The organism is Saccharopolyspora sp. NPDC050389, from assembly GCF_040655595.1.
Taxonomy (GTDB): Bacteria; Actinomycetota; Actinomycetes; order Mycobacteriales; family Pseudonocardiaceae; genus Saccharopolyspora.
Map to the genome: position 1 here is coordinate 64,818 of NZ_JBFAKG010000007.1, position 12,302 is coordinate 77,119.

At 71.4% G+C, this 12,302-nt stretch carries 11 protein-coding genes; 5 read left to right on the forward strand and 6 right to left on the reverse strand.

Going from position 1 to position 12,302, the window contains the following annotated elements; genetic code table 11:
• Position 1 precedes the first annotated feature (1 nt).
• Both hemG and hemE read right to left on the reverse strand, forming a co-directional pair.
• Entirely contained in the window at positions 2 to 1,438 is a 1,437-nt protein-coding gene (gene hemG, locus AB0I53_RS06495) for a protoporphyrinogen oxidase (RefSeq protein ID WP_358597451.1), read from the reverse strand.
• A complete protein-coding gene (hemE, locus tag AB0I53_RS06500) occupies positions 1,438 to 2,532 on the reverse strand; it encodes a uroporphyrinogen decarboxylase (protein WP_358597454.1) in 1,095 nt (364 codons plus the stop codon). The genes hemG and hemE overlap by 1 nt, the downstream gene beginning before the upstream one ends.
• 212 nt (positions 2,533 to 2,744) lie before the next feature.
• Here hemE and AB0I53_RS06505 point away from each other — a divergent pair, with 212 nt between their 5' ends.
• The 3 genes from AB0I53_RS06505 (at position 2,745) to AB0I53_RS06515 (ending at position 5,804) form a co-directional block, all read left to right on the forward strand.
• Positions 2,745 to 3,320, forward strand: coding sequence for a DUF3000 domain-containing protein (locus tag AB0I53_RS06505; RefSeq protein ID WP_358597457.1), 576 nt, complete (start codon positions 2,745 to 2,747; stop codon positions 3,318 to 3,320).
• A gap of 417 nt (positions 3,321 to 3,737) precedes the next feature.
• Positions 3,738 to 4,454 (forward strand): response regulator transcription factor, encoded by a 717-nt coding sequence (locus tag AB0I53_RS06510; RefSeq protein ID WP_010695004.1) that lies wholly within the window; start codon positions 3,738 to 3,740, stop codon positions 4,452 to 4,454.
• A gap of 90 nt (positions 4,455 to 4,544) precedes the next feature.
• Positions 4,545 to 5,804, forward strand: coding sequence for a ribonuclease D (locus tag AB0I53_RS06515; RefSeq protein WP_358597778.1), 1,260 nt, complete (start codon positions 4,545 to 4,547; stop codon positions 5,802 to 5,804).
• Positions 5,805 to 5,852: 48 nt separating this feature from the next.
• Here the strand turns inward: AB0I53_RS06515 and AB0I53_RS06520 are convergent, their stop codons facing one another.
• Positions 5,853 to 6,401 carry a TIGR03086 family metal-binding protein gene (locus AB0I53_RS06520; RefSeq protein WP_358597461.1) on the reverse strand — a complete coding sequence of 183 codons (549 nt, stop codon included), beginning with the start codon at positions 6,399 to 6,401 and terminating at the stop codon, positions 5,853 to 5,855.
• A 228-nt stretch (positions 6,402 to 6,629) separates the two neighbouring features.
• Between AB0I53_RS06520 and AB0I53_RS06525 the strand changes: the two genes are divergently transcribed.
• Together AB0I53_RS06525 and AB0I53_RS06530 are read left to right on the forward strand one after the other, a co-directional pair.
• A complete protein-coding gene (locus tag AB0I53_RS06525) occupies positions 6,630 to 7,871 on the forward strand; it encodes a thiolase family protein (protein WP_358597464.1) in 1,242 nt (413 codons plus the stop codon).
• The gene (locus AB0I53_RS06530; RefSeq protein WP_358597467.1) at positions 7,868 to 9,964 is read left to right on the forward strand and encodes a 3-hydroxyacyl-CoA dehydrogenase NAD-binding domain-containing protein; all 2,097 of its coding nucleotides are present in this window, start codon (positions 7,868 to 7,870) and stop codon (positions 9,962 to 9,964) included. Before AB0I53_RS06525 ends, AB0I53_RS06530 begins: the two co-directional genes overlap by 4 nt.
• A 114-nt stretch (positions 9,965 to 10,078) precedes the next feature.
• Here the strand turns inward: AB0I53_RS06530 and AB0I53_RS06535 are convergent, their stop codons facing one another.
• The 3 genes from AB0I53_RS06535 to AB0I53_RS06545 form a co-directional block, all read right to left on the reverse strand.
• A complete protein-coding gene (locus tag AB0I53_RS06535; RefSeq protein WP_358597470.1) occupies positions 10,079 to 10,324 on the reverse strand; it encodes a hypothetical protein in 246 nt (81 codons plus the stop codon).
• A 121-nt stretch (positions 10,325 to 10,445) separates the two neighbouring features.
• On the reverse strand, positions 10,446 to 11,591 hold the full coding sequence (locus tag AB0I53_RS06540; protein ID WP_358597472.1) for a HAMP domain-containing sensor histidine kinase: 1,146 nt from the start codon (positions 11,589 to 11,591) through the stop codon (positions 10,446 to 10,448).
• Between the two features lie 4 nt (positions 11,592 to 11,595).
• Positions 11,596 to 12,282, reverse strand: a complete 687-nt coding sequence (locus AB0I53_RS06545; protein WP_358597475.1) for a response regulator transcription factor — start codon at positions 12,280 to 12,282, stop codon at positions 11,596 to 11,598.
• Positions 12,283 to 12,302 lie beyond the last annotated feature (20 nt).

The following is a 12,302-nucleotide window of genomic DNA, read 5'->3' on the forward strand; positions in this document are numbered from 1 at the left end:
TTCATGTTCCCACCTCGCGGCGACCGGCCTGCAGCAGGTCCCGCGTGATATCGGTCGCTGCCGCGGTCCCGGTGGCGATGCACGCCGGAACGCCGACCCCGTGCAGCGCGGCGCCCGCGATCGCCAGCCCCGGCACCTCGGCCACGGCGCGCTCGACGTCGGCGACCAGGTCGAGGTGTCCCACGCCGTACTGCGGCAGCCCGCCGCCCCAGCGCGTCACGACGGAGTCCACCGGATCCGCGGAGATCCCGGTCAGCTCCGCGAAGTCGGCCCGGACCCGGCGCAGCACTTCGGCGTCGTCCAGCCGAAGCTCGGCGGTCTCGCCGAACCGCCCGACCGAGCCGCGCACCAGCAGCTCGCCCTCGGCGCCGCGCAGGTGCGGCCACTTCTTGCTGGAGAAGGTGAATGCCTTGGCCGTGAACGGGGTTCCGTCCGCGTGCTGCTCGCCGCGCGCGATCAGCACGCCCGATGCCTCCGGCAGCCGCGTGTCGGGTGGCAGGGCGAGCCCGACCACGATCGAAGACGACAGCTCCACCTCGGCCAGCTTCGCGGCCGCCACAGGAACGACATCGGCGAGAAGCCGCCGGGCGGCCGGAGCGGGCACCGCGAGCACCACGGCGTCGACGTCCAGGAACTCGGGGCTGGGCGCAGCGCCGATCTCCAGGCGCCAGCCGGGCTCGGCCCGAGTCAGCCGCCGCACCGGGAGTCCCACCCGCACCTGGGCGTCCGCGGCGATCAGCAGTCGGTCGACCGGCTCCCGGTAGCCGTAGCGGAACGCGCCGAACACCGGCGGCTTCGGCGCATCCGCCGGTTTCGGGGCAGGCAACGCCGCGGCCACGGCCGCAGTGACCGACTCCGCTCCGGCGTCGAGCGCCGCGGCCAGCGCCGGGATCGTCGCCCGCAGGCCGAGCCGGTCGGCATCGCCCGCGTAGACGCCGCCCAGCAGCGGTTCGACGAGGCGGTCGACGACCTCGTCACCCATCCGCCCGCGCAGCAGCTCGCCAACCGAGATGTCGGCGCCGCCGAGCCGAACCGGCGGCAGTTCCGCCTCCGCCCGGACCGCGGCCACGCCCGCCGGGGACAGCACGTCCTGCACCGCCTCCGGCGAAGCCGGAACGCCCATCACGGTTCCGCCGGGTAACCGGCAGGTGCGGCCGCCGGCGCGCACCGTCGCGGACACCGCGCCCGGGTGCACGACCTCTTCCGGCACGCCGAGCTCCTCCGCCAGCTGCCGGACTTCCGGGCGCCGGTCGAGGAACGCCTCCGCGCCGACGTCGTAGCGGCAACCGGCCAGCTCGACGGTGCGGAGCTTGCCGCCGAGCCGCTCGCCCTGCTCGAAGAGCACGATCTCGGCATCCGGCCCCAGCTCGCGGCGGAGCCGGTAGGCGGCGACGAGACCGGCGATGCCGCCGCCGACGACCGCGACCCGGCGCGCCATCACTGCTGCTTGCTCGCGGTGTGCACCAACTCGACGACGCGGGTGAGCACCTCTGGGTCGGTGGTGGGCAGCACGCCGTGGCCGAGGTTGAAGATGTGCCCACCTGCCGCCTTGCCCTCGTCGAGGATCCGGCGCACCTCGCGCTCGATCGCGTCCCACCCGGCGAACAGCACCGCCGGGTCGAGGTTGCCCTGCACCACCGGTGCGGGCGCATCCTGGTCCGCCGCGCGCAGCCGTGCGGCGGCCTCGTCCAGCGGCACCCGCCAGTCCACGCCGACGACGTCGGCCCCTGCGGAGCGCATCGTGCCGAGCAGCTCGCCGGTGCCCACCCCGAAGTGGATCTTCGGGACGTCCGCGATCTCGGCGACACCGGCGAAGATCCGCCGGCTGTGCGGCAGCACGAACTCGCGGTAGTCGCGCAGCGACAGGGCTCCGGCCCAGGAGTCGAAGAGCTGGATCGCGTCCACGCCGGCCGCCAGCTGCACCTTCAGGAACTCCAACGTGGTGTCCGCCAGCCGGTCCAGCAGGGCGTGCCAGGTCTGCGGGTCGGAGTGCATCAGCGCCTTGGTGCGCTCGTGGTTGCGGCTCGGGCCGCCCTCCACCAGGTAAGACGCGAGTGTGAACGGCGCACCGGCGAACCCGATCAGCGGCGTCTGCCCCAGCTCGCGCACCAGCAGCCCGATCGCGTCGGCGACCGGCGCGACCTGCTCCGGGTCCAGCGTCGGCAGCGCGGCGATGTCGGCCGGGGTGCGCACCGGGTTCGACACGACGGGTCCGGTGCCCGCGACGATGTCCAGCCCGACGCCCGCGGCGTACAGCGGCAGCACGATGTCGCTGAACAGGATCGCGGCGTCGACCCCGTGCCGGCGCACCGGCTGCAGGGTGACCTCGCTGACCAGCTCCGGCGTCAGGCACGCCTGCAGCATCGGCACGCCCTCGCGGAGCCTGCGGTACTCGGGCAGCGAACGACCCGCCTGCCGCATGAACCAGACCGGGGTGTGCCGGGGAGTGCCGCCGCGGGCGGCAACCAGCAGGGGGGCGTCGGCCAGGTTCCGGCGGGCCGAGACCGGCGCGGGGTTCGCGGAGTTCGTCATCGAGGTCGCTGTCCGTAGGTCGAGGTGTCCCGGGGACGGCGCCACGGCGGGCCGACCGGGCTTACGCGGCAATCTTCGCACGCACCCGCGCGTCCCCTTCCCCTGCCTCGGCGCCCGCCGGGAACGACTCCGAGGGCCGTCGTGGAGCGTCCGCGTCCCCCATTCGGCGTGCCTCCGCCACCGCCCGCGCTCGGCCGCCTACAGTCGGCGGCGTGACGGAGATGTCGGCGGCGCCCGAAGTTTTCCGGCAGGCTGTTGCCGCGTTGACGTCGTCCCGTCCGCGAGCGGAGATAGAGCTGACCGAGGTGGGACCGCCCAAGCGGCTCGCTCCTTGGGCGCACGCGCTCGCAGCGGAGGCGAACGGACCGGCAGGCGAGCTGGCCACCGCTCGTTTGGTGCTGCTCTACGACCCGGAGGGTCAGGAGGCGTGGGACGGCGAGCTGCGGCTCGTCGTCTACCTGCGGGCCGAGCTCGATCCGGAACTGGCCACCGATCCGCTGCTGCCGGCGGTCGGCTGGTCGTGGCTGACCGATGCGCTAGAGGACTCCGGCGCGTCCTGGACCGCCCTGGGCGGCACGGTCACGCTGACCTCGTCGGCCCGCTTCGGCGACATCGCGGGCCCGGCCCGCAGTCACGATCTGGAGCTGCGCGGTTCCTGGACGGCCACGGACGCGCAGCTGGCGCCGCACGCGGCCGCGTTCCAGGAGTTGATGGCGAGCGCGGCGGGCCTGCCGCCGGAAGGCGTCTCGATGCTCGGCGGGCGGCCCGGGGCGGCGCACCGCGACTGATCGGTACATCGCCCGATCACCGGCTGTGTCGACCGACTCCAGCGCGTAAGGTTCGGCGCAACCGATCCCGTTTCCGCTGCGGCCGACACGCCGAGGCGCGATTTCCTTTCGCGAAGACCCTGCGAAGCCGCCGAAACCGTTGATTGCGCAAATTATTCACAATCCGCGTTCATGTTACGTCGCTTGGCCACGCTCCGGCGTTACCGAGATAGCTCATAGTCACCCAAAAGAGCGACGCGATCATGTTCAGGTAACAACTCGATCGGGATAGATACCCGATTGATCGTCCCGCTGACCCGCTTGGGCGGTTACGCTGCCCCCGACGACACCACTTTCGGTCGATCAGTGGCGCGGCTGATTGGTCGAGAGTCCCGGTGCCGGTCGGGGGGGCACGACCGACTCCAGGGAGGTAGTGACGTGGCTGCCGTCGGCTTAGGTCAGGCCGCTCGAACCACGCCCGCCGGCACTTTGCCGGCCAACATGGTCCCGCACCCGCGGGAAGAGCTGTTCACGGTGCTCGTGGTGGACGACCATCCGCTGCTCCGGGAGGCAATCGCCGCCCGGTTGCTGCAGATGGGCGCCGGCACGGTGCACGAGGCCGCATCCATGGCCGAAGCCAGGGCTCGCGCCCTGGCGACCGGTCCTTGCGACCTCGCAATTCTCGATCTCGGGCTCCCGGACGGGACCGGTATCGAGCTGGTAACCGAACTCCGGAGCCAGGGCTGGCCACGGATCGTGGTGCTCGCTTCGTCCGATGACCCATATGCGGTCCGGGCTGCCTTCCAGGCAGGTGCGCAGGCGTACCTGCTGAAGTCGGCCTCGCCGATGGTGGTCACCGACGGTGTGCGCCGCGTGCTCGACGGCGGTGTGTACGCCGATCCCAGCGTGGCGCCGGTGCTTGCCGCCGGTACCCGCGTGCCGGGAACGGACAACACACCTCGCGAGCTGTCCGGGCGCGAAGTCGAGGTGCTCCAGTTGGTGGCCGACGGCCGCTCCAACAAGGAGATCGGCGAGGCGCTGAACCTGTCCGCGCTCACGGTGAAGAGTCACCTGTCGCGGATCGGGCGCAAGCTGGGCACCGGCGACCGGGCACAGATGGTTGCGCTGGCCATGCGGGCCGGCGTGATCAGGTGATCGGACGCTGACGCACCTGCACCGGTGCGGTCGACCCGACGAGCTCGGGTGGAGTAGCCCCACGGAGCGGGCCGAAGCACGTAAGGTCTGATAGCCGTGGAAGCTGCAAGCCCCGAGACCGTCGGGTCCGACCGCCCGGAGCCGGTGTTGTTGACCGAACCCACTGACGGCGTGCCGCCGGTGGTGGACACACCGGCCGCGTTGAAAGCCGCCGCGACCGCACTCGCCGCGGGGACCGGACCGGTCGCCGTGGACACCGAGCGCGCTTCGGGTTATCGCTACTCGCAACGCGCGTACCTGGTGCAACTCCGCCGAGAGGGCGCCAGCACCGTGCTGGTGGACCCGATCGCGCTGGATGGTGCGCTCGATCCGCTGCTGCCCGCGCTGGCCGACACCGAGTGGGTGTTGCACGCGGCGTCCCAGGACCTGCCGTGCCTGGCCGAGCTCGACTTGCGCCCGGCGCGGTTGTTCGACACCGAGCTGGCCGGCCGGCTCGCCGGGTTCGAACGCGTCTCACTGGGCACGCTCGTGGAACGCATGCTCGGCTACCGGCTGGAGAAGGGTCACAGCGCGGCGGACTGGTCCCGCCGACCGCTCCCCCAGGACTGGCTGGTTTACGCCGCACTCGACGTGGAACTGCTGATCGCCCTGCGCGACGCGATGCGCGACGAGCTGGAGCGGCAGGGGAAGCTGGACTGGGCGCACCAGGAGTTCGAAGCGGTTCGCACCGCCGCACCCGCCTCGCCGCGAGCCGAGCCTTGGCGCCGCACGTCCGGCATTCACCGGCTGCGCAGTCCCCGGCAGCTCGCCGCCGTTCGAGCGCTTTGGGAAGCCCGGGACACCGTCGCGCAAGACCGCGATCTCGCGCCGGGCCGCGTGCTGCCGGACTCCTCGATCGTGCAAGCCGCGCAGGCCAATCCGAAGACCGAGGCCGACCTGGTCGCCCTGCCGGTGTTCGGTGGGCGGCAGCAGCGGCGGCGAGCGTCGCTGTGGCTGCAGGCGCTGCGGTCGGCGCGCCGACTGGAGAACGACGAGCTGCCGGCGCCTGCCTCGCCGCACGAGGGGCCGCCCCCGACCAACCGGTGGAGCGACCGGGATCCCGACGCCGCGGCGCGGCTGTCGGCGGCGCGTTCGGCGCTGTCGAAGATCGCCGAGCGCAACAACCTGCCGGTGGAGAACCTGCTGCTCCCCGACCTGGTCCGGCGGACCTGCTGGATCCCGCCGGAGGACCGCAGCGTCACCGGCGTGACCGAGCTGCTGCGCGACAAGGGCGCCCGAGAGTGGCAGATCGAGCTCACCGTCGAGGATCTGAGCAAGGCCCTTCACGCGACGCCCGCGGCAACCGACTGAGGCCCGCCGTGTGGCGGTTCGCACCGAACCGCCACACGGGCTCGTCGGTCACGGATTGCGGCCGAGGAAGGCGAGCAGGCGGTCCTGTTCGGGTGCGTTCTCGGCGACGTGCACCTCAGGACCGCAGACGCCCTTCTGCCGGATGCCGTCCCCGAGGGCGCGGGCAACGGCGAAAACCCTGGTGACCTCGTCTGCGGGCAGCTCCTCGTCCTGCCCGGTGGCCTTGGCGATGTCCCATCCGTGCACGAGCAGGTCGAAGCAGAGGAACCGGTCGATCGTCGCCTCGGCGGTGGTTCGCCCGAACATCCCCTCGTACTCGCGCTCCGCCCGTTGCGGATCGTCGAGCAGCGCTTGGAGCGCATAGCGGGCCTCCAGCCACGCTCCCAACGGGTCGTCGTCCACGACCTTCGCCAGGGTGATCGTCAGACCGGCCCAGCCGGGGATGTCACGGTGCACGTCGACGACGTGGCGCAGGACGTCCAGCGCGGTCCAGCCCTCGCACGGGGACTGCGCCGACCACCGGTCGGCGGGCACCGCCTCGACGCGGCGGGTGAACTCGGTGGCCAGCGCGCGGTAGCGCTCGGAAGTTTCGCTCATGCCCACAGCCTGCGCCGCGACGAGCCGCCTGTCGCGAGCGGATCGGGCTCGGCGCGCGAGGTCGGCCTGGAATGGTCACCGGCGGTGGTGTTGATCAGAATGTGAGACAGCCGACACGGTCCGCCCATGTGGTTACCGACGGGTAATAAGCGCTAGAGTGCGGTTACCGGCCGGTAAGTGATCGTCGATCCGGCCAGCACAATCCACCAAGCCAGTGAGGAGCACGCCGTGGCCGCACCTGCGTCGGCACCCGCCGACAGCCGCAGCCGCCCAGCGGTTCGGGACGTGGTCTTCGTCGACGGCGTACGCACGCCGTTCGGCAAGGCCGGCTCGAAGGGGCTGTACGCCCAGACCCGCGCCGACGACATGGTCGTCAAGGTCATCCGGGAGCTGCTGCGGCGGCACCCAGAACTCCCGGCGGAGCGCATCGACGAGGTCGCCATCGCCGCCACCACCCAGATCGGCGACCAGGGCCTGACCATCGGCCGCAGCGCGGCGCTGCTGGCCGGGCTGCCCAAGTCGGTCCCCGGTTTCGCCATCGACCGGATGTGCGCCGGCGCCATGACGGCCGTGACCACCGTGTCCAGCGGCATCGCCTTCGGCGCCTACGACGTGGCGATCGCCGGCGGCGTCGAGCACATGGGCAACCACCCCATGGGCGAGGGCGTCGACCCCAACCCGCGCTTCGTCTCCGACAAGATCGTCGACCCGTCGGCGCTGATCATGGGCTCGACCGCGGAGAACCTGCACGACCGGTTCCCGACGCTGACCAAGCAGCGCACCGACGCCTACGCCGCCCTGAGCCAGCAGCGCTACGACGAGGCGCTGCAAGCCGGGAAGATCACCCCGGACCTGGTTCCGGTGTCCACCCGCTCCGAGCAGGGCTGGGGCCTCGCCGCCACCGACGAGCCGCCGCGGCCGGGCACGACGGTCGAGGCGCTGGGCGGCCTGAAGACGCCGTTCCGCCCGCACGGCCGGGTCACCCCGGGCAACGCCGCGGGCCTCAACGACGGCGCGACGGGCTGCCTGCTGGCCGACGCCGACACCGCGGCCGAGCTCGGCCTGCCGGTCGGGATGCGGCTGGTCGGCTACTCCTTCGCCGGCGTCGAGCCCGAGGTGATGGGCGTCGGGCCGGTGCCCGCGACCGAGAAGGCGCTGCAGCGCGCCGGGCTGAGCATCGACGACATCGGCCTGTTCGAGATCAACGAGGCCTTCGCGGTTCAGGTGCTGGCGTTCCTGGAGCACTTCGGCATCGCCGACGACGACTCGCGGGTCAACCCGTGGGGCGGCGCGATCGCCTGCGGGCACCCGCTGGCTTCCTCCGGGGTGCGGCTGATGACGCAGCTGTCCCGGCACTTCGCCGAGCGCCCCGACGTGCGCTACGGCATCACGACCATGTGCATCGGCTTCGGCATGGGTGGCACGGTCATCTGGGAGAACCCGAACTACAACGCTGGAGGCGGGCAGTGACCAACGACTTCGCGGCGCTGTTCCCCGACGAAGTGGTGACCAAGGCGTTCACCCGGCTCGTCGACGTGCCCGGCCTGGCCGGCAAGCTCGCGCTGATCACCATCGACAACGGCCACGACCACACCCGGCCGTCCACCTTCGGCCCCGGCGGCCTGACCAGCCTGAACGCCGCGCTGGACGAGGCGTTCGCCGCCGAGCCCACGGCCATCGCGGTCACCGGCAAGCCGTTCGTGTTCGCCGTGGGCGCGGACCTCTCCGGTATCGGGCGGATCACCGAGCGGGAGCACGCCCACCAGATCGCCCAGATCGGTCACGACGTGTTCCGGCGGCTCACCGAGTCGAAGATCCCGACCTTCGCCTTCGTCAACGGAGCGACGCTCGGCGGCGGCCTGGAGCTGGCGCTGTCCTGCCACTACCGGACGGTGTCGGCGAACGCGGGCGCCATCGCCTTCCCGGAGTGCTTCCTGGGCCTGTTCCCGGGTTGGGGCGGCACCCAGCTGCTGCCGAACCTGATCGGCCCGGACGCCGCGGTGACGGTGATCATCGAGAACGCGCTCAGCCAGAACCGGATGCTCAACCCGAAGAAGGCCAGCCGGCTGGGCATCTTCGACGAGCTGCTGGACAGCCCGGACTTCCTGGAGGAGTCGCTGCGCTGGGCGGTACGGGTGATCAACGGCGAGCAGGCCGTGACCCGCCCGGAGATCGACCGCGGCAAGGCCTGGGACGACGCCGTCGCCCGCGCCAAGGACATCGTCGAGGCGCGCACCCACGGCGCCTCCCCCGCGGTGACCAAGGCCGTCGAGCTGATCGAGCTGGCCCGCGGCAACGACCTCGACGCGGGCTACGCCGCCGAGACCGAGGCGCTCACCGACGCGCTGATGTCCGACGAGCTGCGCTCGGGTCTCTACTCCTTCGACCTGACCCAGAAGCGCGCCAAGCGGCCCGCCGGGGCACCCGACAAGTCGCTGGCGCGCAACGTCACCAAGGTCGGCGTGGTCGGCGCCGGGCTGATGGCCGGGCAGCTGGCGCTGCTGTTCGTGCGCCGCCTGGAGGTGCCGGTGGTGATCACCGACGTCGACCAGGAGCGCATCGACCGGGGCGTGGGCTACATCCACGGCGAGATCGACAAGCTCGCCGCCAAGGGCCGCCTGTCGCCGGACGCGGTGAACCGGCTCAAGGCGCTGGTCACCGGCTCGCTGGACAAGAAGGCGTTCGCCGACGCCGACTTCGTCATCGAGGCCGTCTTCGAGGAGATGTCGGTCAAGCAGCAGGTGTTCGCCGAGCTGGAGGAGCACGTCTCCCCCGAGGCGATCCTGGCCACCAACACGTCGTCGCTGTCGATCACCGAGATGGGTTCGAAGCTGAAGAACCCGGAGCGGGTCGTCGGCTTCCACTTCTTCAACCCGGTCGCGGTGCTGCCGCTGCTGGAGGTCGTGCGCGGCGAGCAGACCGACGACGCGGCGCTGGCGACCGCGTTCAAGGTCGGCAAGCAGCTGAAGAAGTCGTGCGTGCTGGTCAAGGACGCGCCGGCGTTCGTGGTGAACCGGCTGCTGACCCGGTTCATGGGCGAGGTCATCGCGACCATCGACGAGGGCACGCCGTTCGAGGTTGCCGACAACGCGCTGGTGCCGCTCGGCCTGCCGATGAGCCCGATGGTGCTGCTGCAGCTGGTCGGCCCGGCGGTCGCCCAGCACGTCAACGAGACGATGCACGCGGCCTACCCGGACCGGTTCGGGCTCAGCGACAACATGCAGCGGTTCGTCGACGCGCGCAAGACCGCGGTGTGGATCACCGACTCCGGCAAGCAGGTCGTGGACCCCGAGGTCGCGGCGCTGTGGGAGCAGGGCGACAAGCCGTCGACGTCCGAGCAGGTCCGCGACCGGGCGCTGAACGCGCTGGCCGAGGAGATCCGGATCATGCTCGACGAGGGCGTGGTCGTCGAGGCGCAGGACATCGACCTGTGCATGCTCCTCGGCGCGGGCTGGCCGTTCTGGCTGGGCGGCATCACGCCGTACCTGGACCGGGCGGGCATCTCGGAGAAGATCAACGGCAAGCGCTTCCTCGCGCCGGGCGTGGCCTCCGTGCCTGCCTGATCGACGATGCGCGACGAGCGGGGCCGGGGTGATTCGCCCCGGCCCCGTTCGCGTTCCGCCGCAGACCCGTGAGTACTTTGTGCTGCTATAGCAGCACAAAGTACTCACGGGCGGCTACCAGAGCGACTCCGGCGGGATGTCGCTCGCCGGGTGGATTTCGATTCCTCCCCCGCTGTTCAGAACCACCTGCCGCCCCGGGTAGGCGCGGCGGGCGATCTCGACGTCACGTTCGTCGAACTGTCCGCTGAAGATCAGAATTCCGTACATCAGTTCCGCCTTCTCCGTTCCGCTGGGCCAGCGGTGTTCCCAGACATCGATGTCGAACAGCTCGTCCGGCTGCGGCAAATCTGGTCCTGTCACAGAAATCTCCTACTGGAGCGTGGCTTGTCGGTCCCGTTGGTGTCGTTGTCGAACGGGGCTCAAGCAGAGTTTTCGGTTGCCACCCGTGGCATCGACATCGCCCGTACGGTGGTTCCTCGGGCTACGGAGCGGCCGGGAGTTGGACGGTGACGGCCAGGCCGCCGCCTAGGAGCGCTTCCGCCCAGACCCTGCCGTGGTGGGCCTTCGCGGCCGCCTGGACGATCGACAGGCCCAGGCCCGCGCCGTTGCGGGCCGTTCGCTGTACTCCTGCCCTGCGGAACGGTTCGAAGAGGGATTCCACCTGATCCGGCGGAATCCGCGGGCCGGACGACGCGACCCGCAGAGTCGTCCACTGTGGATCGCTGCCGGTGCTGATCTCCACCCAACCGCCGTCCACGTTGTGCCGCACCGCGTTTTCCAGCAGGTTCCCCGCGACGCGCTCCAGCAACGCCGGATCTCCGACGGCGAACGCCGGTTCCTCGCAGCACTTGATGCGCAGTCCGCGCTCGCGCGCCTCCTGCTCGACCGCCCGCAGCGCGCGGCCCACGAGCTCCGTGAGATCCACCGGCTCCCGCACCGCCAACTCGACGCCTTCGGTGCGCGCCAACAACAACAGGGCCTCCACGAGCCGCTCCGCGCGGTCCGTCGCTTCGCGGACCACGTCGGCCATCCGGCGCAGCTCCGCCTCGTCGGCGTCCGGGTCGGACAGCGTGACGTCCAGCTCCGTGCGGATCACCGACAACGGCGTGCGCAGCTCGTGACTCGCGTTGGCCACGAATCGGCGCTGCGAGTCGAATGCCGCTTGCAACCGGTCGAGCATCGCGTCGAAGGTGTCGGCCAGCTGGGCGACTTCGTCGCGCGGGCCGCTCAACGCGATCCGCTCGTCCAACGACTCCGCGGACAACCGGTGTGCCGCGGCCGTCACGTCGTGCAGCGGACGCAGGACCCGGCCGGTCACCGTCCACGCCAGCAGCGCGGCCGCCAGAACCACCGCTACGAAGGCGAATCCGCCGATCAACAGCACCTGCTGCCGCGCGGAGTCGCGCAGCGCCTCGCCCAGCAGCTCGGCGGGCACGTCCACGCCGTGCACCCGGACCAGCGTTCCGGCGGGCAGCCGGGGCACCGCGGCGACGACGTTGCCGACCAGCATCCAGCCCAGCCACAGCAGCAGCCCGCTCACCGCGGCGACCAGGGCCGTGGCCAGCAGCGTCAGCCGCGTTCGCAGTCCCGGACCGCGGCGGGTGATCGATCGGGCGGCCGCACGCATCGACTCAGTCCCGGGCGTGCTCGGCGCGGCCCGCCGACGGCACCCGGTAGCCGGAGCCGACCACGGTTTCGATGATGCTCGGCTCCCCCAGCTTCTTGCGCAGCGTCATCATCGTGACCCGCACCGTCGTGGTGAACGGGTCGGCGTTCTCGTCCCACACCCGTTCCAGCAGTTCTTCGGAGCTGACCACGGCGCCGCCGGCCGACAACAGCACCTCCAGCACGCCGAACTCCTTGCGGGTCAGCTCGACCTCGCCGTCTCGCCGGTGCACGGTGCGCCGCGCGGAATCCAGCTCCAGCTCCAGCGCGGTGAGCAGCGGCGGTTGCACCGGAGTGGCCCGCCGCCCCAGCGCCCGGATCCGGGCGATCAGCTCCGCGAACGCGAACGGCTTGGCCAGGTAGTCGTCGGCGCCCAGGGACAACCCGGCGACGCGGTCGGCGACGGTGCCGCTGGCGGTGAGCATCAGCACCCGGGTCAGCTCGCCGGAGGACACCAGCCGGCGGCACAGCTCGTCGCCGGACATGCCCGGCAGATCCCGGTCGAGCACCAGCACGTCGTAGCGGGTGATCGACGCCTTCTCCTGGCCGCTTTCGCCGTCGTAGGCGACATCCACGGCCATGCCTTCCCGGCGCAGCCCGCGCGCTATCGCATCGGCCAGCGGCTTCTCATCCTCGACGACCAGGATTCGCACCCGTTCACCCTGCCACAACG